Annotated in this window: 32 protein-coding genes; 26 read left to right on the top strand and 6 right to left on the bottom strand. The window is 44.9% G+C overall.

Translation table 11 applies throughout. The features are described from left to right. Nucleotides 1–69 precede the first annotated feature (69 nt). The 8 genes from AC58UW_RS13380 (at nt 70) to AC58UW_RS13345 (ending at nt 7,453) form a co-directional block, all read left to right on the top strand. On the top strand, nt 70–906 hold the full coding sequence (locus AC58UW_RS13380; protein WP_497421115.1) for a transposase: 837 nt from the start codon (nt 70–72) through the stop codon (nt 904–906). Nucleotides 907–915: 9 nt separating this feature from the next. Beyond that, nucleotides 916–1,164 (top strand): membrane protein insertion efficiency factor YidD, encoded by a 249-nt coding sequence (yidD, locus tag AC58UW_RS13375; protein ID WP_497421114.1) that lies wholly within the window; start codon nt 916–918, stop codon nt 1,162–1,164. A 371-nt stretch (nt 1,165–1,535) separates the two neighbouring features. Beyond that, on the top strand, nt 1,536–3,533 hold the full coding sequence (gene metG / locus AC58UW_RS13370) for a methionine--tRNA ligase (RefSeq protein ID WP_497421113.1): 1,998 nt from the start codon (nt 1,536–1,538) through the stop codon (nt 3,531–3,533). Nucleotides 3,534–3,645: 112 nt separating this feature from the next. Beyond that, the gene (locus AC58UW_RS13365; protein ID WP_497421112.1) at nt 3,646–4,050 is read left to right on the top strand and encodes a hypothetical protein; all 405 of its coding nucleotides are present in this window, start codon (nt 3,646–3,648) and stop codon (nt 4,048–4,050) included. 140 nt (nt 4,051–4,190) lie between these two features. Beyond that, a complete protein-coding gene (locus tag AC58UW_RS13360; RefSeq protein ID WP_497421111.1) occupies nt 4,191–5,111 on the top strand; it encodes a metal ABC transporter solute-binding protein, Zn/Mn family in 921 nt (306 codons plus the stop codon). A 34-nt stretch (nt 5,112–5,145) separates the two neighbouring features. Further along, entirely contained in the window at nt 5,146–5,925 is a 780-nt protein-coding gene (locus tag AC58UW_RS13355) for a metal ABC transporter ATP-binding protein (RefSeq protein ID WP_497421110.1), read from the top strand. Nucleotides 5,926–5,937: 12 nt separating this feature from the next. Further along, nucleotides 5,938–6,738: a metal ABC transporter permease gene (locus AC58UW_RS13350; RefSeq protein WP_497421109.1), complete on the top strand. Its 801-nt coding sequence runs from the start codon at nt 5,938–5,940 to the stop codon at nt 6,736–6,738. Nucleotide 6,739: 1 nt separating this feature from the next. Beyond that, on the top strand, nt 6,740–7,453 hold the full coding sequence (locus AC58UW_RS13345; protein ID WP_497421108.1) for a cytochrome c biogenesis CcdA family protein: 714 nt from the start codon (nt 6,740–6,742) through the stop codon (nt 7,451–7,453). A gap of 19 nt (nt 7,454–7,472) precedes the next feature. Here the strand turns inward: AC58UW_RS13345 and splB are convergent, their stop codons facing one another. Then, nucleotides 7,473–8,534: a spore photoproduct lyase gene (splB, locus tag AC58UW_RS13340; protein ID WP_497421107.1), complete on the bottom strand. Its 1,062-nt coding sequence runs from the start codon at nt 8,532–8,534 to the stop codon at nt 7,473–7,475. A gap of 163 nt (nt 8,535–8,697) precedes the next feature. Between splB and mntR the strand changes: the two genes are divergently transcribed. Both mntR and AC58UW_RS13330 read left to right on the top strand, forming a co-directional pair. Next, nucleotides 8,698–9,123 carry a transcriptional regulator MntR gene (mntR, locus tag AC58UW_RS13335; RefSeq protein WP_127449606.1) on the top strand — a complete coding sequence of 142 codons (426 nt, stop codon included), beginning with the start codon at nt 8,698–8,700 and terminating at the stop codon, nt 9,121–9,123. A gap of 112 nt (nt 9,124–9,235) precedes the next feature. Continuing rightward, the gene (locus tag AC58UW_RS13330; protein WP_497421106.1) at nt 9,236–10,204 is read left to right on the top strand and encodes a patatin-like phospholipase family protein; all 969 of its coding nucleotides are present in this window, start codon (nt 9,236–9,238) and stop codon (nt 10,202–10,204) included. A 9-nt stretch (nt 10,205–10,213) separates the two neighbouring features. Here the strand turns inward: AC58UW_RS13330 and AC58UW_RS13325 are convergent, their stop codons facing one another. Together AC58UW_RS13325 and AC58UW_RS13320 are read right to left on the bottom strand one after the other, a co-directional pair. Beyond that, the gene (locus AC58UW_RS13325; protein ID WP_497421105.1) at nt 10,214–10,471 is read right to left on the bottom strand and encodes a hypothetical protein; all 258 of its coding nucleotides are present in this window, start codon (nt 10,469–10,471) and stop codon (nt 10,214–10,216) included. After that, nucleotides 10,468–11,412: a DUF1385 domain-containing protein gene (locus tag AC58UW_RS13320; RefSeq protein WP_497421104.1), complete on the bottom strand. Its 945-nt coding sequence runs from the start codon at nt 11,410–11,412 to the stop codon at nt 10,468–10,470. Before AC58UW_RS13320 ends, AC58UW_RS13325 begins: the two co-directional genes overlap by 4 nt. A gap of 152 nt (nt 11,413–11,564) precedes the next feature. Here AC58UW_RS13320 and AC58UW_RS13315 point away from each other — a divergent pair, with 152 nt between their 5' ends. From AC58UW_RS13315 to AC58UW_RS13295, 5 genes are all read left to right on the top strand, one after another. Continuing rightward, the gene (locus AC58UW_RS13315) at nt 11,565–12,053 is read left to right on the top strand and encodes a YqhR family membrane protein (protein WP_497421103.1); all 489 of its coding nucleotides are present in this window, start codon (nt 11,565–11,567) and stop codon (nt 12,051–12,053) included. A gap of 76 nt (nt 12,054–12,129) precedes the next feature. After that, a complete protein-coding gene (gene aroQ, locus AC58UW_RS13310; protein WP_497421102.1) occupies nt 12,130–12,564 on the top strand; it encodes a type II 3-dehydroquinate dehydratase in 435 nt (144 codons plus the stop codon). A 20-nt stretch (nt 12,565–12,584) separates the two neighbouring features. After that, nucleotides 12,585–13,658 carry a M24 family metallopeptidase gene (locus tag AC58UW_RS13305; RefSeq protein ID WP_497421101.1) on the top strand — a complete coding sequence of 358 codons (1,074 nt, stop codon included), beginning with the start codon at nt 12,585–12,587 and terminating at the stop codon, nt 13,656–13,658. A 15-nt stretch (nt 13,659–13,673) separates the two neighbouring features. Beyond that, entirely contained in the window at nt 13,674–14,231 is a 558-nt protein-coding gene (gene efp / locus AC58UW_RS13300; RefSeq protein WP_161408391.1) for an elongation factor P, read from the top strand. A gap of 142 nt (nt 14,232–14,373) precedes the next feature. Further along, a complete protein-coding gene (locus tag AC58UW_RS13295) occupies nt 14,374–15,630 on the top strand; it encodes an aspartate kinase (RefSeq protein ID WP_497421100.1) in 1,257 nt (418 codons plus the stop codon). An 8-nt stretch (nt 15,631–15,638) separates the two neighbouring features. Here AC58UW_RS13295 and AC58UW_RS13290 read toward each other — a convergent pair whose 3' ends face one another. Genes AC58UW_RS13290 through comA form a run of 3 tightly spaced genes read right to left on the bottom strand, consistent with a single transcriptional unit; the run spans nt 15,639 to nt 17,708 of the window. After that, the gene (locus AC58UW_RS13290) at nt 15,639–16,103 is read right to left on the bottom strand and encodes a DUF441 domain-containing protein (RefSeq protein ID WP_497421099.1); all 465 of its coding nucleotides are present in this window, start codon (nt 16,101–16,103) and stop codon (nt 15,639–15,641) included. A gap of 57 nt (nt 16,104–16,160) precedes the next feature. Further along, nucleotides 16,161–16,901: a 2-phosphosulfolactate phosphatase gene (locus AC58UW_RS13285; RefSeq protein ID WP_497421098.1), complete on the bottom strand. Its 741-nt coding sequence runs from the start codon at nt 16,899–16,901 to the stop codon at nt 16,161–16,163. 3 nt (nt 16,902–16,904) lie between these two features. Continuing rightward, a complete protein-coding gene (comA, locus tag AC58UW_RS13280; protein WP_497421097.1) occupies nt 16,905–17,708 on the bottom strand; it encodes a phosphosulfolactate synthase in 804 nt (267 codons plus the stop codon). A gap of 348 nt (nt 17,709–18,056) precedes the next feature. Here comA and AC58UW_RS13275 point away from each other — a divergent pair, with 348 nt between their 5' ends. The 11 genes from AC58UW_RS13275 to accC all read left to right on the top strand — a co-directional run bounded on the left by AC58UW_RS13275 (nt 18,057) and on the right by accC (nt 26,008). After that, nucleotides 18,057–18,320: a YqhV family protein gene (locus tag AC58UW_RS13275; protein ID WP_161408395.1), complete on the top strand. Its 264-nt coding sequence runs from the start codon at nt 18,057–18,059 to the stop codon at nt 18,318–18,320. Nucleotides 18,321–18,392: 72 nt separating this feature from the next. Then, the gene (gene spoIIIAA / locus AC58UW_RS13270; RefSeq protein ID WP_497421096.1) at nt 18,393–19,376 is read left to right on the top strand and encodes a stage III sporulation protein AA; all 984 of its coding nucleotides are present in this window, start codon (nt 18,393–18,395) and stop codon (nt 19,374–19,376) included. A 6-nt stretch (nt 19,377–19,382) separates the two neighbouring features. After that, complete coding sequence (gene spoIIIAB / locus AC58UW_RS13265; protein WP_497421095.1) at nt 19,383–19,901, top strand: stage III sporulation protein SpoIIIAB; 519 nt, start codon at nt 19,383–19,385, stop codon at nt 19,899–19,901. A 60-nt stretch (nt 19,902–19,961) separates the two neighbouring features. Further along, nucleotides 19,962–20,165 (top strand): stage III sporulation protein AC, encoded by a 204-nt coding sequence (spoIIIAC, locus tag AC58UW_RS13260; protein WP_029197158.1) that lies wholly within the window; start codon nt 19,962–19,964, stop codon nt 20,163–20,165. Between the two features lie 10 nt (nt 20,166–20,175). Then, the gene (spoIIIAD, locus tag AC58UW_RS13255) at nt 20,176–20,565 is read left to right on the top strand and encodes a stage III sporulation protein AD (protein WP_127449633.1); all 390 of its coding nucleotides are present in this window, start codon (nt 20,176–20,178) and stop codon (nt 20,563–20,565) included. A 23-nt stretch (nt 20,566–20,588) separates the two neighbouring features. Beyond that, nucleotides 20,589–21,788 (top strand): stage III sporulation protein AE, encoded by a 1,200-nt coding sequence (gene spoIIIAE / locus AC58UW_RS13250; protein WP_497421094.1) that lies wholly within the window; start codon nt 20,589–20,591, stop codon nt 21,786–21,788. A gap of 13 nt (nt 21,789–21,801) precedes the next feature. Continuing rightward, nucleotides 21,802–22,524, top strand: a complete 723-nt coding sequence (gene spoIIIAF, locus AC58UW_RS13245; RefSeq protein ID WP_497421093.1) for a stage III sporulation protein AF — start codon at nt 21,802–21,804, stop codon at nt 22,522–22,524. Continuing rightward, complete coding sequence (spoIIIAG, locus tag AC58UW_RS13240) at nt 22,505–23,167, top strand: stage III sporulation protein AG (RefSeq protein WP_497367391.1); 663 nt, start codon at nt 22,505–22,507, stop codon at nt 23,165–23,167. The genes spoIIIAF and spoIIIAG overlap by 20 nt, the downstream gene beginning before the upstream one ends. 44 nt (nt 23,168–23,211) lie before the next feature. After that, nucleotides 23,212–23,955, top strand: coding sequence for a SpoIIIAH-like family protein (locus AC58UW_RS13235; protein ID WP_497421092.1), 744 nt, complete (start codon nt 23,212–23,214; stop codon nt 23,953–23,955). Between the two features lie 156 nt (nt 23,956–24,111). Then, on the top strand, nt 24,112–24,609 hold the full coding sequence (accB, locus tag AC58UW_RS13230) for an acetyl-CoA carboxylase biotin carboxyl carrier protein (protein WP_497421091.1): 498 nt from the start codon (nt 24,112–24,114) through the stop codon (nt 24,607–24,609). Between the two features lie 40 nt (nt 24,610–24,649). Then, on the top strand, nt 24,650–26,008 hold the full coding sequence (accC, locus tag AC58UW_RS13225; RefSeq protein ID WP_497421090.1) for an acetyl-CoA carboxylase biotin carboxylase subunit: 1,359 nt from the start codon (nt 24,650–24,652) through the stop codon (nt 26,006–26,008). Nucleotides 26,009–26,051: the final 43 nt, after the last annotated feature.

Here is a 26,051-nt window from a genome sequence, read left to right as displayed (position 1 = left end):
TAAATAGTTTGCCGACATATCATTCTAGGACTATAGGGAATCACAATAAAAAACTTCCAATTAGAACGTATGTTTGGTAGAATAAGGATAGAAACAAACGTTCGATTGCGAGGTGAGCATATGGAGCAGCATTTTATGGATTTGAGCTCGTACGAATTTCGTTCGGAAGAAGAATGTGAGGATTTTTTATTGAAGATGCGATGGGCATACGGGTTTTGTTGTCCGCGTTGCGATCATAATGAGGCTTTCAAGATTCGAACTCGTAAATTGCTCGAATGTAAAGAGTGTAGGATGCAAGTTTCTTTAACTGCTGGGACAATCATGCACAAGTCGAAGCTGCCATTACTATTATGGTTTCAAGCCATACAATTTTTAGTTAAAGAGGGAGTAGAGTGTACGACGAGCAAACTATCTCATCTTCTTGAGATTAATTATAGAAGCGCACAATTATTGTTGAAGAAAATTCAGTTTGCCTATGAGTATTCTCAGAATAGAACTAAATTACTAAACAAACTTGAAGTTTCTGCCCTCGAATCACAAAAACCTGATAAATTTCCACCCACAGGAGACCCTCAACAATGTGCGCAAACTCCAATTAATTCTTCAACTCGGGATCTACATGCGTATCTTGAATCTAAATTAGAGAGACTAGAAACTAAATTAACGATCTATAATAAGCGTTACAGTAATTCTACATTAAATGGTCATATCAAAGATCAGTTCAATGGCAGACATGATTGTGTAAGTTTTATCAAGTGGTTCAAATGGCGGTATCCAATTATTTTTATCCTACATTTTTTAAGTGTTTTCAAATTCCTGAATAAAAATAATCTACGATTTGACCCCATTCTGTTTTTCAGGCATGATGATAGAGTGTCATGTTCATTTAACTTAGGGGGAGGGTGAGAGACATATATGAAAAGGACGCTGCAAGCTCCTATTCATTTCTATCGGAAATTCATTTCGCCGCTAAAGCCGCCGACCTGCCGTTTTTATCCCACATGTTCGCAGTATGCATTAGAAGCTATTGAAGTTCATGGTCCTTTAAAAGGGTCATGGTTATCTATGAAGCGGATTTGTAAATGCCATCCATTTCATCCAGGTGGAGTAGATCACGTACCACCGCGGCCGGAAAAATTAATTCATAACGATCAGTCAGCTTGACATGTGACTCTTTTTTTCGATATATTTGCCTTATGATGTTATATATGGATTCGATGAACGGATAAGTACAGACGGAGGCCTATGAACAGAGAGCCGGGTAAGGTGAAAGCCGGTATAGGAGTAAGTTTGGAAGATGGTCCTGGAGAATAGGCCTTCGAGCGGCTCAGACTGCGTATTAGAAGTGATAATACGATGACTGGGAGTAAGCTGGCTTCGTGACCCAGCGTTAATGGGCAAGTCGTTATAGACTTACTGAGCCCCGAGCTTGTGAAAGGCGGGGGAAACTGGGTGGTACCGCGTGAGTTCAGCTCTCGTCCCAAGATGGATGAGGGTTTTTTGTGTTTTCTACTTTTAGCTAGGAGGAATTTTGGATGCCAACGAATTCGAAAACGTTTTACATCACGACGCCCATCTATTATCCAAGCGATAAGCTGCACATCGGTCATGCCTACTCAACGGTGGCAGGCGACGCTATGGCGCGCTACAAAAGACTTCGCGGCTTTGACGTAAGGTATTTAACGGGGACAGACGAACATGGTCAAAAAATTGAACGAAAAGCGCAAGAGAAAGGAACAACACCACAGGAGTTTGTAGATGGTATTGTTGCTGGAATTAAGGATCTATGGAGCAAACTTGATATTTCGTATGATGATTTCATCCGTACGACGGAAACTCGTCATAAGGATGCGGTTGGAAAGATTTTTCAAAGACTGCTTGATCAAGGTGACATTTATTTAGGGGAATACGAAGGTTGGTATTGTATACCGGATGAGTCATTTTTCCCAGAGAGCAAGCTCGTTGATGGGAAATGTCCCGACTGCGGACGTCCTGTTGAGAAAATGAAGGAACAAACTTATTTCTTCCGCATGAGCAAGTATGCTGACCGTTTGGTGCAGTACTATGAAGAAAATCCGGATTTTATTCAGCCAGAATCTCGTAAGAATGAGATGCTTAATAATTTTATTAAGCCAGGACTTGAAGATTTGGCTGTTTCTCGAACGACGTTTGATTGGGGGATTAAAGTCCCTGGGGATCCTAAGCATGTAATTTATGTATGGATTGATGCTCTTTCCAACTATATTACTGCACTTGGTTATGGTTCGGATGATGCGAGTAATTTTGAAAAGTATTGGCCTGCCGATGTTCACTTGATGAGTAAGGAAATTGTCCGATTCCATACGATCTATTGGCCGATTATGTTGATGGCGCTTGATCTTCCGCTGCCTAAGAAAGTATTTGCTCATGGCTGGCTGCTGATGAAAGATGGCAAAATGTCGAAGTCCAAAGGCAATGTTGTTGACCCCGTGACGTTGATCGATCGGTATGGTTTGGACGCGCTTCGTTATTATTTGATGCGCGAAGTGCCTTTCGGGGCTGACGGAACGTTCACGCCGGAAAGCTTTGTGGAGCGAGTCAATCATGATCTCGCCAATGATCTGGGGAATCTGCTTAACCGTACGATCGTAATGATCGATAAGTATTTTGCTGGCACGATTCCCGCATATGTGCCGGGGGCTACCGAATTCGACGACAGTCTCTTGGAGACTGTTCATGGGGCGGTAGCGAAGTATGAAGAAGCAATGGAAAAAATGGAGTTTTCCATTGCGCTTTCCGCCGTGTGGCAGCTGATTAGCCGCACGAACAAATACATCGACGAGACTCAGCCGTGGTCGATGGTGAAGGAAGAAGCCAAGCGCGAAACACTTGGCTCCGTCATGTATGTGCTGGCTGAATCCCAGCGCATTTCGTCCGTACTGCTCCGTCCGTTCATGACGAAGACGCCGAAACTGATTTGGCAGCAGCTGGGCTTAGCTGCCGAAGATCTGCCGCGCTTAACCGCATGGGAAAGCGTGCAGTCCTTTGGGCATCTCCCATCGGGTACTACCGTCCAAAAGGGAGATCCGATGTTCCCAAGATTGGACGCACCGGCTGAGGTTGCGTACATCGTCGAGGCTATGGGTGGCGGAGCGGCAAACGCCAACAATGAAGTAATAGAAGCAGCACCTGCGGCTGCTGCTCCAACAGTGCCCGCGCCAGAGCCTAAGGAGGAAATCGCGATTGACGATTTCGCTAGGGTGGAGCTGCGCGTAGCCCAGGTAGTATCGGCGGAGCCTGTGAAAGGTGCCGATAAGCTTCTAAAGCTGCAGCTCGATTTAGGATACGAGCAGCGACAGGTTGTTTCGGGCATCGCAAAGTTTTATACGCCCGAGGAACTGGCTGGACGCAAGGTCATTTGCGTCACTAATCTCAAGCCAGCCAAGCTGCGCGGTGAGCTGTCTCAAGGTATGATTCTTGCGGCTTCGCACGGGGACCAGCTGACACTTGCCACGGTTCCAGATTCTATGCCTAACGGCGCGATAGTGAAATAATCAAGAGCGACACCCTTTCCCTATTTTTTCATAGGGCGAGGGTGTTTTTTTATCGTATGAGGGTTCCTATGAGTGGGGTACTCTAAAGGAAACTAACCACGGAGTGATATAGATGAGAGCGAGATATTTGTTGAAGTTGATCTGTATTTCGGTGATGGTTCTTGTTTTAACGTCTTGTTCTATTTTCGGCGGAGGTTCGGATAAAAAGAAAGAAGATGAGAAAGCAAAGAAAGAGTCTAAATCTAAGTCGTCGAGCACGAAAAAAGAAGATGATAGCATTATTAATCAAGAGTTAAAAAAACAATATCAGATGTACAACGAGATTATTCAATATAAGGTAAAACAAGAGAATAAGCTTTTTAAGCAATCGGAAGAGCGATTTAAGAAATTGAAAGAGGAAAGCGACAAAAAATCGGATTCCAAGTCAGAAGAGGGGGCCGAAAAGGAAGATGAGAGTTCCTCTAAAGGCGATTCTGACAGCTCAAAGAAGAAAGAAGACCAAGGAAGCGGTAATTGAATTAAGGCCATGCTGTGACAATTCACAGCTGGTCTTTTTTATTTCGCCTCCTAGATGTATTGACTTCAAGTAGGGGGACTCGTATAATCAATTCGTTAATAAAAAATATTACGATTTAGAACGCGAGTGGAGTGATTATAATGTTACGTTCGAAATGGTTTCTTTCCATAACCGTTATGGTCATTTTGACTGTTATATTAGCCGGATGCGGTAGTGCTGCAAGTTCAAAAGCTAAGCTTGTTGAAGGAAAAGTCAATGTTGTTACGAGTTTTTATCCCTTATTTGAGTTTACTAGAGCAATTGGCGGAGAATATGTGAATGCAATTAACTTGGTTCCTGCTGGCGTTGAGCCCCATGATTGGTCTCCGAAGAGCAGAGACATCAAGAATATGACGCAAGCACAGGTTTTCGTGTATCAAGGCGCGGGATTTGAGGGATGGGTGAAAGATTTTCTGGGAAGTCTATCACCAGACTCTACTTTAAAAGTAGTAGAGGCAAGTAATGGGGCAGCTTTAATAAAAACTTCGCAAAATAAAGAGGAATTCGACCCACATGCATGGCTTAGCCCGTTAAATGCTGTGAAAATGGCTAATAATATTAAAACGGCACTCATTAGTGCAGATCCGGCCCATAAAGATGCATTCGAGCAAAATTATGCGAACTATGCTGCGAAATTAACTGATCTAGATGCTCGGTATAAAAAAGAGCTCGGGCAAACTTCGAAAAAGGAAATTGCCGTTTCTCATCAGGCATTTGCTTATTTATGCAGAGATTATGGCTTGACGCAATTATCCATCATGGGACTATCGCCTGACGCTGAGCCAACCGCTCAGGATCTTAAGAATATGAATGAATACATCAAAGTGCATAACTTGAAATATATATTCTTTGAAGAGCTTGTATCCGACAAGCTGGCAAAGACGCTAGCCAAGGATGCTAAGGTAGAAACAATGGTTTTGAATCCGCTTGAAGGATTAACGGAAGAACAAGCTAAAGCAGGCGAGGATTATATTTCGATTATGGACAAAAATTTGAAAAATTTAGTGACTGCCTTACAATAGAAGGGTAGTTCATTACGAATCAGGGGTTATAAAAATGGAGATAAGCCAGAAAGATTTCTGCCACCAAAGTATCGTGTCTATTGATGATGTTTCCTTCTCTTACGAACATAAGAAGGTCATTGATAAGCTTCGTTTTAACGTGCTTGAACGAGATTTTGTTGGTGTCATTGGCTCTAATGGTGCTGGTAAAACAACGCTACTCAAAATGCTCGTAGGACTTCTCAAGCCTACGAGCGGGGAGATTAGGTTGTTTAATAGTCCACTAAGCCAATTCAAAGATTGGGAACGTATTGGCTATGTTCCGCAAAAAAATGCCTTCAATCCATTATTTCCGGCCACTGTGCGGGAAATTGTTTTGTCAGGGATGTACTCGAAGAAGCGGATCTACCGCAGGTTATCCAAAGCTGACCTGCAAAAAGCCGAAGACGCGATGCTTGCAATGCGCATCGAGGACTTAGCTGACCGCAAAATCGGTCAGCTGTCGGGTGGACAACAGCAGCGCGCTTTCCTCGCGCGCGCGATTGTGAACAATCCGGAACTGCTCATATTGGATGAGCCGACCGTTGGGATCGATGCGGAGTCGCAGCTTGGATTTTTCCGGATGATCCGCCACATGCATCAGCATCATCATATGACGTTCATCATGGTCTCCCATGATATGGACATGATGCAGTCTTATTTAGGTACGGAGCCGCAGCAAGTTAGCGGCGGCATAAAGTTTCATGTGAAGCATACCCATGATCCCGAGGATTGCCGGGAAACGAATTTGACACATTCGATCGGCCAGATTCGCGAGATGATCGGAGTTCAGTAAGGAGCGGGCATTTTGGACATATTCACGGAGTATTTTTTTCAACGCGCTTTAATTGGCGGTATATTGATTGGCTTGACAGCGCCATTAATGGGCGTTTTTCTTGTCCTTCGGCGATTATCGATGATCGGGGATACACTCGCCCACGTTTCCATTGCGGGGGTCGCCCTTGGATTCCTCATCAACGTGTACCCGCTCGGTGTAGGGCTTGTCTTTGCTTTGTTAGCTTCGTTCGCTATTGAACGTCTTCGCAAAGCCTACAAAACGTACGCAGAGCTCTCTATCGCTATCATTATGTCAGGCGGCGTTGCGCTAGCTACGATTCTTTTTACCCTAGGCAAAGGCTTTAATATGAATGTTATGAGCTATTTGTTCGGAAGCATCTATACGCTCGATAGTCAAGATCTATGGGTTGTTCTCGGTGTATCCGTTCTTGTTGTCGGGGTTATTGCTGTACACTTTAAAGAGTTCTTTCTCATGTTTTTCGATGAGGATGCAGCTAGTGTAAGTGGACTTCCGCTTAAATATTATAATATGATGATTACGATGCTTACTGCACTCGTTATTTCGGTTGCCATTAAGATTGTAGGCGCACTGCTTGTTTCGTCTTTGTTGACGATTCCAGTCGCGTGTAGCTTGCTCATAGCAAGAAGCTTCAAACACTCCGTTATTTTGGCTGTTATTTTTTCAGAAATTGCCGTTGTCATTGGGTTGGTTGTTGCTGGCGTATGGGATCTCGCTCCGGGTGGGACTGTTGTGCTTACACTCATTGCAATGTTGATCGGGATTATTCTAAAAAGAGGATTGAGGATTTAACATGGATTCTGTTAATTTATGGATTGCTTTATGGGCGGGGATCGCATCCTTCATTTCGCCTTGCTGTTTGCCATTATATCCTTCTTATCTTTCCTACATAACTGGAATCTCAGTAAGTGAATTGAAATCGGGTGAGACATCCTCTCAGGTGCGCAGGCAAACCATGCTGCATACGCTAAGTTTTATCGTTGGATTTTCAATCATTTTTTATGCGTTAGGCTTAACGGCTGGGTTTTTAGGTAATTTTTTCATCGATTATCGAGATTTGCTTCGGCAAATTGCTGCATTATTGATCTTTATTATGGGATTATTCCTGCTTGGTGTATTTCAACCGCAATGGTTAATGAAAGAACGCAAGCTGCAAATCAAGTTTCGTCCCGCGGGTTACATCGGCTCGGTGCTGGTAGGGATGGGCTTTGCTGCCGGATGGTCTCCTTGTGTAGGACCCATCTTATCGGCAATTCTTGCTCTGGCGACAACAGAGCCAGGAACGTGGTTTCAGTTAACAACCGCCTACTCGTTAGGTTTTGCGATTCCGTTTTTTGTACTCTCCTTTTTTATTGGATCAACCAAATGGATTTTGCGCTATTCCAACCTGATCATGAAAATAGGAGGGGGTTTAATGGTTGTGATTGCGGTTTTACTTTATACAGGTAAAATGACGCAGATCACACTTTGGTTAAACACCATAACCCCAGAGTGGTTGAAGTTTTAAATATAGAATGTGCAAATGGTTAAGTGAAATACTCAATTTTGGCTTGAGGGAATTTATCAAAGATTTGTTCTGTGATAAATTCCCTTAGCGCGTTTGCTTGTTCATCTGGATATACATATTTACCTTGTCCCCAACGGCCCCATTTGTATTTTCGTTTTTCTTCGTCCATTTCAAGTTTTGTTTTCGGATATCGTTTTTCGATGACGTTTTTGGCCGTTCTAGTAAATCTGTGTTGAATCATTTCAAAGGTTAAATCTAACGTTGCTTCGGGTGGGAGCTCCTTGTGAAGCCGATCCAAAAGCGTGGCATAACCTTCCTCCCAGCCCTCGTGCCAAATAATAGGAGCAATGATAAAACCAAGCGGATATCCGGCTTTGGCCACTTTACCAGCAGCTTCAATTCTTTCGTGAAATTTGGAAGTACCCGGTTCAAAATTTTTAATCACATAATCCGCGTTCACACTAAAGCGAAAACGAGTATGTTTATTGTGTTTGGCGTCTAATAACGGCTCAACATGATGGTATTTCGTAACAAACCGCAATCGACCGTGCTCCTGCTGTCCCATGAATTCGATGAGCTCTTTCAAGGAGCCGGAGATATGTTCCAAACCAACAGGATCAGAGGTACATGCAGCTTCAAATCGGGTAATTTCGGGTGCCCGTTCATCGATGTATTTTTGAGCGGCGCCTAGAATATCGTCCATATTGACGTAAATACGAATGTAGGGCTTTGCCCCTAAAGTAGTTTGGAGATAGCAGTAATGGCAATGCCCCATACAGCCTGTGGCGATTGGGATGGCATATTCGGCAGATGGCTTTGAAGTATCGAATTTGAGTGTTTTGCGAATACCTACGACCAAAGTACGTTTAGCAATGCGATATTTTTCAAGTTCAGTATCACCTGGAAGATCGCGTATTTGATTATGAGAGGTTGTCATATGAATCTCTAACCCTTGCTGCTTGGCCCATTCATAGATTTGCCTGCCTTTGGTATAATTCATCGCATCAGGTTCAAAATAAACAAGCTCTGGTACGAAAACGGTTGTGCAAGGCACAGGCCTAGTGAGTAATTCTGTAGACATCGAAATCTCCTTTCAGCCAATCGGGATGAAGTTCGTTCCTGCCCTATAGTGTGCCAAAGCACAGAGTAGATGAACCATGGGATATTTGACCGCATCTAGGTTGATGGATTATGATAGGTAAGCAAGTGGCAGGAAATAAAGGAAAGCAGGGGGAAATAAAGCAATGGCTACGCCTAGCATGGAAGACTATCTGGAGAGAATATATAAACTCATAGACGAGAAAGGTTACGCTCGTGTCTCCGACATTGCTGAAGGGCTTGAAGTGCATCCCTCCTCCGTGACGAAAATGATTCAAAAGCTCGACAAAGACAATTATCTGATCTATGAGAAGTACCGCGGACTTATGTTAACTCCAAAAGGTAAGAAAATGGGTAAGCGATTAGTTGAACGTCATCAACTGCTCGAAAATTTCTTAACAATCATTGGCGTCCAAGAGGACAATATATATAAGGATGTTGAGGGAATCGAGCATCATCTAAGCTGGGATTCCATCACATGTATCGAGACTTTGGTCGAATATTTCCGCAGGGATCCAGGTCGGACAGATGAACTCTTGAATGTTCGTAAAGAATTAGAAGCTGATAATTAGGGCAGAGGCCGCAACCCGCGGCACTCTGTCTTTTTATTGTGCATAGAAACAAACTGCCCCCGCATACATAACAAAGTAAGCCCTTTTGTATGATTTCGGGGAGGGGTGTCGAATGTTAATCAATGGCGTTTTTGAAGGAGGCGGCGTGAAGGGGATAGCGCTTGCTGGCGGAGTCACTGCAGCGATGAAGCAAGGGCATGTGTTCCATCAAGTCGCAGGTACAAGCTCTGGAGCGATTGTAGCGGCCTTACTAGCGGCAGGCTATACCGGAGAGGAGATGAGAGAAATTATCCTCAGGACTCCATTCAAATCGTTTATGCAGCGATCTCCGATTTTTAATACCAAAATCATCGGGTCGGCTGTGCGGCTGCTGATCAAGAAAGGCCTATACTCCGGTGAAGCTTTGGAGCAATGGGTGTCGGGCCTGCTTATTGCCAAGGGCATCCGCCATTTTGGTGATTTGAAGCACAATCAGCTGAGAATTATTGCATCCGATATTACGCAAGGCAAGCTGCTTGTTTTGCCTGAGGATATCGCGCAATATGGGATTGATCCGCGGAAGTTCTCTATCGCCAAAGCCGTGCGGATGAGCACAAGCATCCCCTACTTTTTTGATCCGGTCATGATCCGCCGGAAAATAAAAAGCTCTGCGAAGGCAGCGCCATTCGCAGAGCAGTTTTATTATATCGTAGATGGCGGGTTGTTAAGCAATTACCCCTTATGGGTGTTCGACCGGGATACAGATCGTGAAGATATCATCCCTGTTATCGGTTTCCAATTAGTTGGTAAAAGCGAAACGCCTACACACACAATTAAAGGGCCAATCACGATGCTTGAAGCCTTGTTTGGTACGATGCTGAGTGCTCATGATGAGCGATACATTGAGATGAAAAACCGGTTCCGTACGGTTAAAATCCCGACGCTCGGTGTGGGGAACACACAATTTAATTTGTCTAAGGAATTGAGTTTATCGCTGTACGAATCAGGATACCAAGCATCCGAAGATTACTTTAATAAATGGTCCGCCCAAACCTATGAAGAGAATTATGAGAAGTACGTACTTCGAATTCCATCTAAATGATATACAAGATTAATGATATTTCGGAAGATCATCCGAGTCTGAATCTTTGGTTCCATTGATCACGCGGAACTTTGCGTTTTTCCTTTTGGGCTTGGATGGCCCGCGGCCAAAGGAAGGTTTTTTCCAACGAGATGGTGGGAATTTGTATAGAAGAAATATAAGCCCTAATACGAGAATTGGAATGAAAAAAGATGGCAAATTTACCAACAATCCAATCGCTATCAACACACCGATGGCGATCTCGACCGGCGAAAATCTTCTTCTCATGCCCGTCCCTCCATTATTCTTTTTTCTGCTTCACGCATCCGGTTAAAAGAAGCGATGGAAACCTCAACCTGACTGTCTTCAGGTTCTTTGGTAGTCAGTAGTTGAAGCCATAGTCCCGGATATCCCAAGTAGCGGAGAACCGGTACTTCACGAAGCGAGTTCGTGAATCTTAGTACTTCATAAGAAACCCCAATGACAACTGGAAGCAGGATCAAACGCTGTAAGATTCGTTCAACATATCCATCATAGTGAAGGAATGAGTAGATAACGACACCGATCAATACGGTAAAAACAATGAAGCTGCTGCCGCAACGGTAGTGCAGCGTGTTGAATTTCTGTACATTGCTGACGGTAAGCTCGACGCCAGCTTCATAGGCGCTGATCACTTTGTGCTCAGCTCCGTGATACTGAAAAAGCCGACGAATCATAGGTGTTAAGGATATGAAGTAAATATATCCAACAAGCAAAATGATCTTGATAACACCTTCTATTAGATTATGAAGAATTTGATTGCTAAATACATTTCCAAACAAAAACTGTTCAATGACGGCCGGGACTAGCGTGAATACGAATTTCCCAAAAAGGAACGATAGCACGCCTACAACCGCCACACCAAGAATCATTGAAATATTGGAGAAGAAGCCAGGCTTCTCATCTTTAATCGCTGAGGACTTGTCCTCACCTTCTTGTTCAGCGAAGGATTCCGCTGAGAAATTAAGATGCTGAGCACCTTTGGCGCTGGATTCTATAATGCCGACAATCCCTCTAATTAACGGGATTTTCTTAAGCGTTTGTACCCAAGGGATATCTTTCCTAGGGACTTCTAAGAAATCAAGTGAGCCATCTTTCTTGCGCACGGCGGTTACATGCACATTTTTTCCTGCGAACATGACGCCCTCTATGACGGCTTGTCCTCCGTATATACTGTTTTGTTCTGCCATGAGATCCACCTTCTTATCCTTCTCGTATTCGGTTTTTCGTACTTTCCTATTGTAACGGATTCAGGGTTTGAATGCTACCGATAACGGTAGAACATACTATTCTTACCTGTGAATGGCGTGCAATATCTGTAGAGAAAGGAAGAGAACAACTGATGAGTGAGAAAAATGTGGGGGAATTGAAAACAAATCGGTGGCTTTTCGTCATATACATTGGCTTTTTCGCTGGTTTCATTTGGGGAGCAATGAAAATAATTGAACACTATTTTAAATTTACCAATATTGTGGTGGGCTTTCTGGTAGAGCCATTTTTCAAACATGATTTCTTGTTGACTTGGCAGGGTGTCCTCATTGGGTGGGGCTTTTTTACGGTATTTTCTATTATCGCAGCCTTCATCTATATGGTCACGATGTGGAAGCTGCAATCTGCTTGGTGGGGAATTGGGTATGGTGCGCTCTGGTGGGCAGCGATATATTTGTTGATTGGTCCAATAGCGGGAATGACATACTGGATTAAGGATCAGGACCTCAATAGCGTTCTGACTGATCTATGTTTGTTCTTGGTGTGGGGAATGTTTATTGGCTATTCAATTGCGATCGAGTACACAGATACAAGAACAAGACAACCTATACACAAGACATGAAAGTTATGGTAAAATATCAAAGGTTAAATAGGCGGATAAAGTCTGTGCGACTGAAAAATGCTGGGGAGTGATTCCTGTGAAAAAGGTTCTAGTCATTAACGGGCCCAACCTAAATATGCTGGGCATTCGTGAACCTGGTGTGTACGGGACGGTTTCCCTATCCGTCATTATTCAAGGCTTGACTGAATTAGCCGAAGATCTTTCGGTTGAGATTGAGAGCTTCCAATCGAATCATGAAGGCCATATTATTGATAAAATTCATGAAGCCTTTGGTACGAAAGACGGTATTCTCATTAATCCCGGCGCATTTACGCATTATAGCTACGCCATTCGCGATGCGCTGTCTTCCGTTCAATTGCCTGCCGTTGAAGTTCATCTATCGAACATTCATAAGCGCGAGGAGTTTCGTCATCACTCCGTCACAGCGCCAGTTGTTATCGGTCAGATTAGTGGATTCGGCGTGCAGAGCTATGAGCTAGGTTTAAGAGCACTACTAACCCATATGCAATAAAAGAAGGAATGGTGATTTCGATGCAGGAGAAACGTATTGAACGTCTTCGCAAGGTTATGCAAGAGCAAAATTTACCGGCTGTACTCATCACGAACGCATATAACCGTACATATGTATCTGGTTTCACCGGTTCTTCCGGCTATGTTCTTATAACGTTAGACCGTGCAATCCTTTTGACAGATTTTCGTTATATGACGCAAGCCCCTCAACAAGCGAAGCTTTTTGAAGTAGTTGAGCATCAGGCTAAAGTGATGGAAACTGTCAAAGAACTTTTGAATCAGCAAGGGATTACGCAGCTTGGTTTCGAGCAAGGGGATGTGTCCTATGGCGACTTCCTTAGCTATCAAGCGAATTTGCCGGGTATCGAACTTTTACCGACGGCGAAACTCGTCGAGGTCATCCGAATGGTCAAAGATGAGGCTGAATTGCAAATCATGCAGGAAGCTGCAGATTTGGCAGACCAAACATTCTCGCACATTTTGTCCTATATCAAGCCAGGTGTGAAGGAACTTGATATTGCGCTTGAGATTGAAATGTTTATCCGTAAAAATGGCGGGACATCGACTTCGTTCGAAACGATCGTGGCTTCCGGCGAACGCTCCGCTCTGCCTCACGGCAAAGCAAGTGATCGCGTGCTCCAAATAAACGAATTTGTCAAATTAGATTTTGGAGCGTATTATAAAGGGTATTGCTCTGATATCACAAGAACAGTTATGCTAGGAAAGCCGACAGACAAGCACAAAGAAATTTATGACATTGTGCTGGAAGCTCAACTGGGCTGTTTAGCCAATCTCAAACCTGGTATTACGGGCAGAGAAGGCGACGCATTTGCACGTGATATCATCGTGAAGCATGGCTATGGCGATTATTTCGGTCACGGTACCGGACATGGTTTAGGCATGGAGGTTCATGAATCTCCGCGCTTGTCGAAAACCGAGGATACAATTTTAACTCCTGGTATGGTGGTTACGGTGGAACCTGGCATTTATCTTCCTGGTTTTGGGGGAGTTCGAATTGAGGATGACGCAGTAATTACTGACACCGGCATTAAAATACTTACAAATTCTACAAAAGATTTTCTTATTATTGACTAGCGGAGGGATTCACAAGTGATATCAGTAAATGATTTCAAAACAGGACTTACCATTGAAGTAGAACATGATATTTTTACAGTTCTAGATTTCCAACACGTTAAACCAGGTAAAGGCGCTGCATTCGTGCGCTCCAAGCTGAAAAACCTGCGCAACGGCAACACCGTTGAGCGTACTTTCCGTGCGGGCGAGAACGTGGGCCGCGCACATATCGAAAACCGTGAAATGCAGTACCTGTATGCTAGCGGCGACGAGTTCACATTCATGGATACAGAAACGTATGATCAGTTCAGCCTTTCCCGTGAGCAATTGAAATGGGAATTGAACTTCCTTCTTGAGAACATGAACATCAAAATTTTGAGCTACCAAGGTGAAATTCTTGGGATCAATCTGCCGAAAAGCGTTGATTTGAAAGTTGTAGAAACAGAGCCAGGCGTTAAAGGCAACACAGCGCAAGGCGCACTTAAAGGTGCGAAAGTGGAAACGGGTCTTGTTGTTCAAGTTCCACTGTTCATCAACGAAGGCGACGTGCTTACAGTTGATACCGAAGATGGCCGTTATATCTCCCGTGCTTAGTTTCAACTAGGACAAGCCTCTCTGACTTTTGACAAGTCAGGGAGTTTTTTTGTTTGGTGTGTGCATTTTTTCACACAAAACCACATTTTATGCTATAATATTGAATTGTTATGCACTAGTATGCGTTAGGAGTGGGTCAGCTTTGTCTCTAATAGTGATGAAATTTGGCGGAAGCTCTGTCGGTGATGCGGAGCGAATGAAACGTGTTGCAAAAAGAATCGTTGAGCGAAAGCAAGCAGGTCACAGCTGCGTTGTTGTCGTATCTGCGATGGGTGATACAACGGACGATCTTATCGACCTGTCTAAGCAAATTTACGATGGAGCCCCACCGGCTCGGGAAATGGATATGCTCTTAACGACAGGAGAGCAGGTTTCTGTAGCCCTCTTATCGATGGCGATACATAGTTTAGGGGAACAAGCGGTTTCTTATACCGGTTGGCAGAGCGGGATTTTCACGGAAGAAGTACACGGGAAAGCGAGAATTACCGATATTCAGCCGCAGCGCGTTCTGAATGCGCTGGAACAAGGCAACGTCGTGATTGTAGCTGGATTCCAAGGGATGACTGAAGCCGGAGAAATTACGACGCTTGGCCGCGGCGGTTCCGATACGACGGCTGTTGCTCTTGCTGCTGCCATCCATGCAGATCTTTGTGAGATTTATACCGACGTAGATGGTATCTACTCAACAGATCCGCGTATTGTGAAAGTAGCGAGAAAGCTGAGTGAAATTTCCTACGATGAGATGCTGGAGCTTGCTAATCTGGGGGCTGCTGTACTTCATCCAAGAGCAGTGGAATATGCCAAAAACTATAACGTTACCTTGGTGGTACGTTCCAGTTTTACTAACAATGAAGGTACCAACGTGAAGGAGGAAGCAGTGATGGAGCAAGGAATCGTTGTCCGTGGCATCGCCTATGACAAGAATGTGGCAAGAGTTAGTATTCTAGGTGTACCTGAGAAACCGGGTCAGCTGGCAAAAGTATTCATGGCGCTTGCCGAGGTTCAAGTCGATGTAGATATCATTGTACAAAGCGGTGTTCTCAATGGATCAGCGGACTTCTCTTTCACAACGACGCTTGCTGACCGCGAAAAAGCCTTGGATGCGATTGAATCCATCCGCGGTGAAATCGGCTTCCGTGAAGTAACTTTCGAAGTGAACATGGTGAAAGTGTCCATCGTTGGCGCTGGCATGGTTAGCACGCCTGGGGTTGCTGCTACGATGTTTAAAGTGATTTCTGACTTAGGCATCTCCATCTCTCTGGTCAGTACGTCCGAAATTAAAGTATCTTGTGTTATCGAGAACTCAAACTTGACAGAAGTGATCCAGTCTTTACACACGGCTTACGGCTTGGACACAACTGAGCAAGCATTCGTTGGCGGACCTCAAGATCGTAGATAATCTCAGATTTAACTGAATTTATCGGATATAAAATAAGCGATTTTTAATAAAAAAGCTGTAATTCCGGCTGCCATTAGAGGCCCGACAGGGATGCCACGCAAAAAGATAATGCCAAAAATGGAACCAATGACAAGACCCACAATTAATTGTGGGTCTATTTTTAATAGCTCCAGCCCTTTTCCATTCATATACGTTGCAATCGCTCCCCCAAGAAGAGCAATAATACCCGGCCAAGAGGTAAATACTGCCATGAGATCTTTCACAGAGATTCGTTCGCTGGCAAATGGCACAAGGACACCAATCGTCAGAAAGAGTAACCCAAGCTCTAAGCCTCTTCGCTCCATGGCAGGAAAGAATCGCATTAATCCGACTAGTTTCATGGCAAGCAGCATACAAGAAGCTGTTGTAATAATTGGAGAACGGCCAATGAGTCCAATAACAATGAGCGTAACTAAGATTATATTGCCATTCATGATCAAAACCCCTCGCCCTCATAACTTTCCATTTAAGTTTATGAGTGGGGCTTGTATTTAGAACGCAGGACGTCCTGAAGTGTGCTTCAGCAACACCATTTGATCACGTTCGAGGATAGGAACTTGATCCGTAATATTGGTTTTGGCACATGCTTCGATATCCGCCTGGAATCCGGACTTTCCCATTTTTTTCCCATTACTGGAGGTTAACAGTGTATCGTATAGCGTATTTTGGGCTTGCAAAAAGCATCCTCGCATAGCTAAACCGAAATCATTGGTTGCTATCTGTTTCTCGCCTAGAGCGAGGACTAGCTCCTCAAGAATATGGCCGGCACAAAGACCATCTTCTAAGGAGAAGACGTCCTGTGTTCCTGCACATAGAATGACAGTGTCCCTCTTGAAGGCAATCGCGGCGGCTGCACAAGCTTTGCTATTTAAAAATGAACCTGCTAACACTTGATCAGCTTTTATCGCTTTTTGAATGCCTCTAGTGCCGTTGGTTGTAGTTAGAATCACGCGCTTGCCTAGCACAGCTTCCTTGGTATATTCCAACGGTGAATTACCGAAATCGAAACCGGGAATTTTCTTGCAAAAGCGTTCCCCTCCAAGCAGGTCACCCTCTTGTTGCAGTTCTTTGGCTCTCAGAACGGTATCCACTGGAACGATGGCTTTGCAACCGTTAATCAATGCGGTGATGATCGTGCTAGTTGCACGGATAACATCAACGACAATGACGGTTTTATGAAGAAAATCGTCACTTCTTGCTTCGCCGATGTTGGCGACAACCTCGATATGCATCTTTCATTCCTTTCTGGTACCTAAGGACAACGTATCGGAACGCAGTCCTCTGCGCAATGCTTCCAAAGCAATAAGCTCATCCGGTGAGATATTGCCCAAATGGATATCGGATCCAAGCATGCTAATCAAATGCACCTGTTGACTTTTGAGCGGCGCTTCCCACAGAAGCTGCTGCCCGGGAACGTTGGAGAGCACTTGCCCAACTTCCTCATCCTTACATTTCCCCTGATGATCAAAAATTCCAACACCCATGCCTGATTCACGAGCTTCAATGGTGACTAGTGAAGCTCCGAATTCTGTGTCTAACAGGACGGTTTCGATTAATTCCTCTAATTCGATTGCAGAACCCCAGCCCTTTTTCCCATATTCGGTAATAACCTCTAATCCTTCGTCTAGCCCACGGACAATCAACTCATTTCTGAGCTTGCGGTCGAAATCAATGGTTCCATTGGATATCTCAACAGCGTTAAATCCGAGTGCAACAATCATATCGAAATAGGAATTCACAGCATGCTGTGTTATGGCAACTTCGAGAAAGGTGCCTCCCGGATAAATGCAAATGCCATTTTCTTTGGCGGAGTTAATTTTACTTTTCAGCACATGCTGCGGATACAGAGGAGATGTGCCGAATCCGAGTTTAATCATATCCAAATGACTGCTGCCCACGGTAAGCAAATCTTCAAATGCATTTGGGCCTAAGCCTTTATCCATTACCATTGTTTTACCCAGCGTTCTAGGTTTGGCCTGCCTTTGTCCTGTGGGGTCGGCCAGAACGGGATTCCAGTTCAAATAAGAGGTAACTTCCATCGGTATTTCTCCTCACTGTCCTTCGAAGGTTCAATTATGTGTACAGCATATGCATCTGGGCAAATGGTGGTGCCCACTATGCCTAAAATCAGACGAGCCCGCATAAGGTAGGGTAAAAAGAGTGAGCTGCCGCTGAACCTATGGCCGATTGAGTTACGCTAGAGTGCTCCGCAATTTTATAAAAACCTCCAGGCTCCATTGCAAATCTGTTCCTTCTTGAATTTACTTTGATGGTTGGAACAGATTTGTAAAAGTCGCTCTTCCGGCTTTTTATAAAATCGCTTCGCAGAGTTACTTTTTCCAAGGTTCAAAAGAGCTGTTTCTTTTTACGAAAGGAGTAGAAAGCACATGAACAAAATTGTCCTAACGATGGCATCGCTAAGGATGATGTCAGGGAGTATGGAGATCATCGCAGCCATCGTGATGCTGAGACTGGCGACGGTGGAGAAAGCGCTGCTAGTGAACTCTACGCTCGCTCTAGTAGGTCCTCTAGTACTACTAGCTACTACTACAATAGGTTTGGTAGGGATAGCAGAGAAGCTTTCCTACGGCAAGATGCTCTGGGTCATTGCAGGAGTAAGCTGTCTATTCATTGGTATTTTAAAAAAGTAATCGGTCATATTTCTTTCTATTAAGCATAGAAATGAATATAGAAGACTGGACAACTTGGAGGGATGTCTCTCTATGCACGATACGATCATGCACATTCTTCCTCAAACGCTTCGGATTCTACTTTCCGGTTTGCCGACGGACGTACAAGCTAGCGTTGAGGAAATTAGGGTGAGAGAATCACGACCCTTCGAGCTAACCTGGGGTGACGGGTACGCTTTCGTTGATGAAAGAGGTCAATTGGTGACTGCGGAAGAACGGGCGTACAAGCCAACCCGTCAAGATTGTCTGACCTTACTGGAGATGCTAACGAACCATTCCATGTACACCCATGAAGAAGAACTGCGAAGAGGCTATATCACCATCGCTGGCGGCCATCGAGTAGGACTAGCTGGGCGCACGGTGTTAGATCAAGGGGATGTCAAGCAGATTCGCGATGTTAGTTCTTTTAACATTCGGATTGCTCGCGAGATTCAAGGGGTTGGCAAGCAGGTGCTGCCGCATCTCTACGATCCTATCCTGAGAAGTGTCCATCACACACTCGTCATCTCACCGCCCCAGCAAGGGAAGACAACCCTGATCCGGGACATGGCTAGGCTCATCAGCCGCGGAGACTGGGGCGTGAACGGACTGGGCACGGCAGGCAAGAAGGTGGGCGTAGTCGATGAACGATCAGAATTGGCGGCATGTGTCAAAGGCGTGCCAAGATTCGATCTCGGGCCGAGAACAGACGTCATGGATAGTTGCCCAAAAGCGGAAGGCATGATGATGATGATCCGATCCTTATCGCCGGATGTGCTGGTCGTCGATGAAATCGGGCGGCCAGAAGATGCAGGGGCGATCCATGAGGCTGTCCACACGGGGATTCGCGTTGTTGCAACCGCGCATGGTGCCGATTATGAGGATGTCCGCATGAGACCTGTTCTGAAGCAGCTTTTGGAAGAGGGTGTATTTACGAGATATGTCATCCTGCAACGAAGAAAAGGTGAGCCTGCTGCATTTCGAATACTGGATAGGTTGGGTAAGCCATTGGAACTCTATCCTGCACGTAAAGGATGATGAAAGATGCTGAAATTCGTTGGCGGGGTTCTCATTATCAGTGCCGCCACTATATATGGCTTTCTGCAAGCTGCTCATTATGTTAGGCGGCCTAAACAAATCCGGCTACTGATCTCTGCGCTTGGACGCATGGAGACAGAAATCACATACGCCCTAACACCACTGCCTGAAGCATTCTCCTCTCTTGCTAAGCAGGTTGCTGAACCTCTTTCCTCCTTGTTTCGATTAACATCGGAGAGGCTATCAGCGAATGACGGGGCATCTACTCGCGAGATTTGGCATAGAAGTGTTAAGGATGTATGGGGTAGAACATCGATGAAGCAAGCCGAGCAAGAGGTTGTGCTGCAGCTTGGGTCTGTGCTAGGCGTGACGGATCGCAGTGATCAAATCAAGCATTTGCGGCTCGCTATCTCTCAGCTTCAGACAGAAGAAGCCGAGTCAAGGGAAGATCAGCGGCGTTACGAGAAAATGTGGAAAAGCCTAGGTGTCCTTATCGGAGCATTAATCGTAATTTTGATGTATTAAGGGAAGCAAGGGACTTGCCCTATGGCAGAAGTTCCTTGTCAACAGAGTGAGGTGCCTGGAATGAACGTAGATGTGAATGCCATTTTCCAGATTGCCGGCATCGGCATCATCATCGCGATGATCCATTCGGTGCTTAAGCAAATGGGGAAAGAGGATATGGCGCACTGGGTCACGGTCATTGGCTTCGTGGTCGTGCTCTTCATGGTTGTCAGCATGCTCGATCATTTGTTTAAAGAAATCAAAACGATCTTCCTATTCCAATGAGGTGCGCCGTATGGAAATCATCCAGATAGTAGGCTTGGGGCTCATCGTTACGATACTTACGCTCATCATCAAGGAGCAGAAACCCATGTTTGCGTTCTTGCTGGCCGCCTTTACAGGCATCATGATTTTCTTGTTTCTGATCGGTAAAATCTCCAGTGTCATCCAGGTGCTTGAAGATTTAGCGCAAAAATCAAATATCAATATGGTGTTTCTCAAAACGATCCTGAAAATCATCGGTGTTGCCTACATTGCTGAATTCGGCGCACAAATCGTGCGAGATGCCGGACAAGAATCCATCGCCTCCAAGATCGAACTCTCTGGGAAAGTGCTCATTATGGTGATGGCGATCCCGATCATTACCGTCATCATTGAGACAGTCGTTAAGCTGCTCCCTGCTTAGATGATCATTTAGGAGTGACTCAAATGAACCTACTTTATTCGCACCAGAAGCTGAACAACCGCTGGATCATCTTATTCATCATGACAATGGCATTATGGCTAGGAATGTCTAACTTCACGACCGCCGAATCGCCGACAGACGCCATCATCAAGGAGCAAGCTGAACATTTGAATACGGAGCCTGTCGAACAATATTGGGATAAGCTCATGAAAGATTACGGTGGCTACTTTCCCGAAAGCAAGACACCAACCTTCATGGAATTGCTCTTAGGCACCAAGGGCATCAGCATGAAGAGCATATTTAAAGGACTTTTACGCTACGTGTTTCATGAAATCATCATTAACGGCAAGCTGCTCGCTTCAATTGTGATTCTGACGATTTTCAGTATGATTCTCGAAACGCTGCAAAGCTCGTTTGAAAGAAACACGGTAAGTAGGCTCGGCTACTCCATTACCTACATGGTCTTAATTATTATCGCAATCAATTCTTTCAGCGTAGCAATCGGGTATGCCAAAACGGCAATTACCTCGATGATCGAGTTCATGATTGCCATCATGCCTTTGCTGCTAACGCTGCTAGCTTCCATGGGAAATGTAACCTCAGTAGCCATTTTGCACCCACTCATCGTTTTCATGATTCACTCGGTGGGCACGGCGATTTATGTGTTTGTTTTTCCGTTGTTGTTCTTTTCGGCCGTTCTCCACATTGTGAGCTCGCTAAGTGATAAATACAAAGTCACCCAGCTGGCGAACCTGCTTCGCACAATCAGTCTTAGCATGCTCGGGGTCTTCGTCACTGTTTTCCTCGGCGTGATTTCCATACAAGGGACTGCCGGTGCGGTGCGAGATGGAGTCGCCATCCGAACAGCCAAATACATCACAGGGAACTTTGTACCCGTGGTAGGGCGTTTATTCTCCGACGCAACGGAGACAGTCATAGGCGCTTCCTTGCTCGTGAAAAATGCGATCGGACTTGTCGGAGTTGTCATTCTGATCATGTTGTGCGCGTTCCCGGCGATCAAGATTTTGACTTTAGCTTTTATCTACAACTTATCCGCAGCAGTTATGCAGCCCTTGGGAGACAGCCCGATCATTGCTTGCTTGCAGACGATTGGAAAAAGCTTGATTTACGTTTTCGCCGCTCTAGCTGCTGTCAGTTTAATGTTCTTTCTGGCTTTAACGATCATGATTACCATCAGTAACGTCTCGGTGATGATGCGGTGAAAGGAGATTCGCTATGGACTGGTTAGGCGGATGGCTGAAAACAGTCATCATGGTCATCATGCTGGCTACCTTCGTTGATCTTCTACTCCCCAGCAACACCATGCAGCGCTATGTAAAAACAGTCATGAGCTTGTTCATCTTATTAACTCTTTTAACACCCGTCTTGCAGCTGTTTCAGAAAAATTGGGATGTGGATCAATTGCTAACTCAAGCGGAAAAGCAGCAAAACGAAAAGACGATGTTAGCAAGCGGTAGCGCAGGAAGTCCCTGGATGAAATCACTCGATGTGATTACGAAGGATGCTCAGAAGCTCCAAGCAGCGGGTCAAGAGCAATCACAGCAGATGATCCAGACGCAGCTCGCCGGACTGATGAAAGACGACATTCAGAAACAGACAGACCTCACCGTCCAAGACGTTCAGGTCGTCGCGCAAATTGACAATAATGGGAAGCCTGCCATAACGAAAGTCAGGGTCACCCTTGATGATATAGAAGTCAAAAACAAGTCAAGTCCTGCTGCTGGATCCAAAAGTATTGCTGTCATGGAACCGGTTAAGCCCATTGATCCGATAAGGATTAAAGCGGATGAGAAAGAAACAACGGCATCGGTTCAGACTGCAGTACCTTACGAGCAGGAGGTTGAACGACTGAAACAAGGCATTACGCGCAATTGGCTGGTTGAACCTGCACGCATTGATATTCAAGTTGAACAAAGGAATGGAAGGATTGCGAGGTGAATCGATGGGAACATTGCTGCAATGGATGGAGAACAAATTCGGCGGAGGTCCGGGAGGACCGAAACGTAAGAACACACTCTTATGGGTCATAATGATCGGACTCATGGGAGCGGCGCTGATGATTATGAATGCATTTATGACTGTAAAAGAGGTTGATCCCATCACTGCGGGCAGAGCCTCTCCGCCTCCCAGTAAAGAAACATTTCTCAATAATACATCCAAGGAAAACTCGACCTTTCACGAATATGAACTGGCGTACCAGTCGCAGCTCAAAGAAATTTTACAAAAAATCGTTGGTGTTGGCGATGTTGAAGTACTGGTCACAATTGAGTCAACGGAGGAAATGACCGTCGACAAAAATTACAATGATAACCAGCAAATGACGACAGAACGCGACAATGGCGGGGCGACTCGGAATATATCCCAGGTCACGCGAAGCGGTGAAGTGGTTATCTATCAAGTGTCAGGCGATCAGAAGCCGCTTGTGCTCAAATATATCAAGCCTAAGATCAGAGGGGTCATCGTTGTCGCGAAGGGCGCTGAGAATCTGACGGTGAAGAAAATGATTTCGGAAGCTGTCGAGCGCGGACTTGATGTCCCAGTGAATCGTATCTCCATTTTACCCCGGAAAACGGGGGAATAAATCAATAAATCCAATAGGTAATCAAAATTGAGGAGGAATATAAAATGAACGCAAAAAGACAAACAATTTGGCTCGTATCTATGCTCAGCTTGATGGTGGTGCTTTCCGCGTATTACTTGTTCACCGAGGATGTGAATAAACTCGATCTGGCATCGACGGAAACGACGAAACAGACCCAAGAAGTGAAAATTGATATGGCTCAGGTTGACACTGCAAATGCTGCGAAAACAGATGTAAAAGCAACAACTGGCACCGATGCAAAAGTCGACACGAAAGCTGCAACTCCGCAAAGTTCAACAAAAACAGACATCAAAACAGACGCGAAAACAGATGTTAAAGCAGATGCCAAAACTGATGTGAAAACAGATGCAAAAACAGACGTAAAAACGGACGATCAAGTGCTGAAACAAATGGAGGAACAAGCCAAAACAACATCGGCCAGCGACTTTTTCACGAATGAGCAAATGAAACAAAGTGAATATTTCGCCAAAGCATCCTCCGATTTGATGGAAATCATCATTGATACGAAAAAGACACCTGAAGCTGTGGCAAAAGCAACGAATGATTTATCCAAATTGACGGATGTTCAAGAAAAAGTTGAAAATCTGCAAGATGTGCTGATGAAAGACTTCCCTCAAGCGATCGTTAATCAAGACGGCAACAAATGGAAAGTGACGGTTCAAAGCGATAAATTGGAGAAAAGCCAAGGGGTTACAATCGTTGATATGGTTGTCAAAGAGCTTGGTGCAGCTCCAGAAAACATCAAAATTCAATACGTGCGTCCATAGTTTAAAAGAGCTGCCAACCCTGCAAGGAAGGGCACTGGAAAGGGTCCAGGTAAAACTGGACTCTTTCCATTTCTTGCGTTTATGGGTATAATACATACGTTGCGGCTATGAAACCGCATTTTTTACTGGTTCACCAACTTTGAAGGAGTGACATGAATGTTCAAATTGAGTGAAATCAAAGAGTTAATCAAACTCGTCGATCAATCCTCTTTACAAGAACTTGAAATTGAAAATGAAGGTGCTCGCCTGTCTATTCGCAAGCCGAATAAATCAGAGCCTGTATACGTAACTGCACCAATTCAACACACATATGCTCCGATCGGTCAAGCAAGTGTTCCTCACGCAGCGCCTGCTGCAGCTTTGGAAACTTCTGTACCTGCGACTGCTGGACATGCTAAGCAAGAGGACTCATCTTTACATAAGATCGTCTCACCGATGGTAGGAACTTTCTATCAGTCTGCTTCTCCTGGCGCTGCTCCTTTCGCAAGTGTTGGTCAAAAAGTAGGCGATAAAACCGTGGTGTGTATTGTTGAAGCTATGAAATTAATGAATGAGATTGAAGCTGAAATCAAAGGTGAAATCGTTGAAGTGCTCGTTGATAACGGTCAACTTGTTGAGTACGGACAACCTTTATTTTTGGTGAGACCGGAGTAAGTTAGTATTTGCTAACGGAAAACTCTTAGGAGGAAAATTAATGAAATTTCATAAAATCCTAATAGCGAACCGAGGAGAAATAGCTGTTCGTATTATCCGAGCTTGCCGTGAGATGGGCATTTATACGGTAGCCGTTTATTCGGAAGCAGATCGTGAAGCGCTGCATGTGCGACTTGCTGATGAAGCCTATTGTATTGGTCCAACTGCGTCTAAGGACAGCTACTTGAACTTCACAAACCTGATGAGTGTAGCTACACTAACAGAATGTGATGCCATTCATCCTGGTTATGGATTTTTAGCGGAAAACGCCGACTTCGCAGAAATTTGCGAAAGCTGCAACATTACGTTCATAGGTCCTTCACCGGACGCGATTAGCCGAATGGGTGACAAGGCGGTTGCCAAACAAACGATGAAAGATGCGCGAGTGCCAATCATTCCGGGGTCTGATGGGTTAGTTGACAACGTGGATGACGCAATCGTCATCGCAAGAGATATCGGTTACCCTGTTATCATTAAAGCGACAGCTGGCGGCGGCGGTAAAGGGATTCGTATTGCGGAGAACGAAGATACGCTTGTCTCGCAAATTACGGCTGCACAACAAGAAGCTCAAAATGCTTTCGGCAACGCCGGGATTTATTTGGAGAAATATTTAACGGGCATGAAGCACGTTGAGATTCAAATTTTAGCTGACAAACATGGCAACGTTGTTCACTTAGGCGAGCGTGACTGTTCCGTTCAGCGCCGCAGACAGAAGCTCGTAGAAGAAGCGCCTTGTCCGATCCTAACGCCAGAAACGCGTGCAGCGATGGGTCAAGCAGCCGTTCGCGCAGCCAAAGCTGTTAATTATTCGGGTGCAGGAACATTAGAGTTCCTACTTGGACCTGACGGTAATTTCTACTTCATGGAAATGAACACGAGAATTCAAGTCGAGCATCCTGTTACAGAAATGATTACAGGCATCGACATCATCCAAGAGATGATTCGCGTTGCTGAAGGCAATCCGTTGTCCTTCACACAAGACGATGTTCGTATCAATGGTTGGGCGATTGAATGCCGTGTGAACGCTGAAGATCCGAACCGGAACTTTATGCCTTCAGCAGGTCAAGTGAAATTCTACTTGCCGCCTGGCGGATTCGGTGTTCGAGTGGACAGTGCGGTTTATCCGGGTTACACGATTCCTCCACACTATGATTCTATGATCGCTAAACTTATCGTCTGGGGAAGCACGCGCGAAGAAGCGATTGCCCGTATGAAAAGAGCGCTCACGGAGTTTGCGGTTGATGGTGTAAACACAACGATTCCGTTTCATCTGAAACTGCTTGAACACAAGAAGTTTATCAAAGGTGACCATGATATTAAATTCTTGGAAGAGCACGATGTGAACGATGCAGATTCATAGATAATTATTTGTCATATTTTTGGCAAAATGGTATAGTAATAAA

The sequence above is a fragment of the Paenibacillus sp. J22R160 genome (assembly GCF_059692135.1).
This window is presented reverse-complemented; position numbering and strand designations above follow the sequence as displayed.

What these genes read in the sequence shown, in the direction of transcription:
- AC58UW_RS13315 (WP_497421103.1), top strand. Translation starts at nt 11,565, where the DNA reads ATGAGTGAGAAAAATGTGGGGGAATTGAAAACAAATCGGTGGCTTTTC.
- AC58UW_RS13305 (WP_497421101.1), top strand. Translation starts at nt 12,585, where the DNA reads ATGCAGGAGAAACGTATTGAACGTCTTCGCAAGGTTATGCAAGAGCAA.
- mntR (WP_127449606.1), top strand. Translation starts at nt 8,698, where the DNA reads ATGGCTACGCCTAGCATGGAAGACTATCTGGAGAGAATATATAAACTC.
- AC58UW_RS13355 (WP_497421110.1), top strand. Translation starts at nt 5,146, where the DNA reads ATGGAGATAAGCCAGAAAGATTTCTGCCACCAAAGTATCGTGTCTATT.
- metG (WP_497421113.1), top strand. Translation starts at nt 1,536, where the DNA reads ATGCCAACGAATTCGAAAACGTTTTACATCACGACGCCCATCTATTAT.
- AC58UW_RS13275 (WP_161408395.1), top strand. Translation starts at nt 18,057, where the DNA reads ATGAACAAAATTGTCCTAACGATGGCATCGCTAAGGATGATGTCAGGG.
- spoIIIAE (WP_497421094.1), top strand. Translation starts at nt 20,589, where the DNA reads ATGAACCTACTTTATTCGCACCAGAAGCTGAACAACCGCTGGATCATC.
- comA (WP_497421097.1), bottom strand. Translation starts at nt 17,708, where the DNA reads ATGGAAGTTACCTCTTATTTGAACTGGAATCCCGTTCTGGCCGACCCC.
- AC58UW_RS13235 (WP_497421092.1), top strand. Translation starts at nt 23,212, where the DNA reads ATGAACGCAAAAAGACAAACAATTTGGCTCGTATCTATGCTCAGCTTG.
- AC58UW_RS13285 (WP_497421098.1), bottom strand. Translation starts at nt 16,901, where the DNA reads ATGCATATCGAGGTTGTCGCCAACATCGGCGAAGCAAGAAGTGACGAT.
- spoIIIAA (WP_497421096.1), top strand. Translation starts at nt 18,393, where the DNA reads ATGCACGATACGATCATGCACATTCTTCCTCAAACGCTTCGGATTCTA.
- AC58UW_RS13345 (WP_497421108.1), top strand. Translation starts at nt 6,740, where the DNA reads ATGGATTCTGTTAATTTATGGATTGCTTTATGGGCGGGGATCGCATCC.
- AC58UW_RS13380 (WP_497421115.1), top strand. Translation starts at nt 70, where the DNA reads ATGTTTGGTAGAATAAGGATAGAAACAAACGTTCGATTGCGAGGTGAG.
- AC58UW_RS13325 (WP_497421105.1), bottom strand. Translation starts at nt 10,471, where the DNA reads ATGAGAAGAAGATTTTCGCCGGTCGAGATCGCCATCGGTGTGTTGATA.
- AC58UW_RS13330 (WP_497421106.1), top strand. Translation starts at nt 9,236, where the DNA reads ATGTTAATCAATGGCGTTTTTGAAGGAGGCGGCGTGAAGGGGATAGCG.
- AC58UW_RS13360 (WP_497421111.1), top strand. Translation starts at nt 4,191, where the DNA reads ATGTTACGTTCGAAATGGTTTCTTTCCATAACCGTTATGGTCATTTTG.
- AC58UW_RS13365 (WP_497421112.1), top strand. Translation starts at nt 3,646, where the DNA reads ATGAGAGCGAGATATTTGTTGAAGTTGATCTGTATTTCGGTGATGGTT.
- splB (WP_497421107.1), bottom strand. Translation starts at nt 8,534, where the DNA reads ATGTCTACAGAATTACTCACTAGGCCTGTGCCTTGCACAACCGTTTTC.
- spoIIIAB (WP_497421095.1), top strand. Translation starts at nt 19,383, where the DNA reads ATGCTGAAATTCGTTGGCGGGGTTCTCATTATCAGTGCCGCCACTATA.
- AC58UW_RS13290 (WP_497421099.1), bottom strand. Translation starts at nt 16,103, where the DNA reads ATGAATGGCAATATAATCTTAGTTACGCTCATTGTTATTGGACTCATT.
- spoIIIAD (WP_127449633.1), top strand. Translation starts at nt 20,176, where the DNA reads ATGGAAATCATCCAGATAGTAGGCTTGGGGCTCATCGTTACGATACTT.
- yidD (WP_497421114.1), top strand. Translation starts at nt 916, where the DNA reads ATGAAAAGGACGCTGCAAGCTCCTATTCATTTCTATCGGAAATTCATT.
- AC58UW_RS13320 (WP_497421104.1), bottom strand. Translation starts at nt 11,412, where the DNA reads ATGGCAGAACAAAACAGTATATACGGAGGACAAGCCGTCATAGAGGGC.
- accC (WP_497421090.1), top strand. Translation starts at nt 24,650, where the DNA reads ATGAAATTTCATAAAATCCTAATAGCGAACCGAGGAGAAATAGCTGTT.
- spoIIIAG (WP_497367391.1), top strand. Translation starts at nt 22,505, where the DNA reads ATGGAAGGATTGCGAGGTGAATCGATGGGAACATTGCTGCAATGGATG.
- spoIIIAC (WP_029197158.1), top strand. Translation starts at nt 19,962, where the DNA reads ATGAACGTAGATGTGAATGCCATTTTCCAGATTGCCGGCATCGGCATC.
- spoIIIAF (WP_497421093.1), top strand. Translation starts at nt 21,802, where the DNA reads ATGGACTGGTTAGGCGGATGGCTGAAAACAGTCATCATGGTCATCATG.
- accB (WP_497421091.1), top strand. Translation starts at nt 24,112, where the DNA reads ATGTTCAAATTGAGTGAAATCAAAGAGTTAATCAAACTCGTCGATCAA.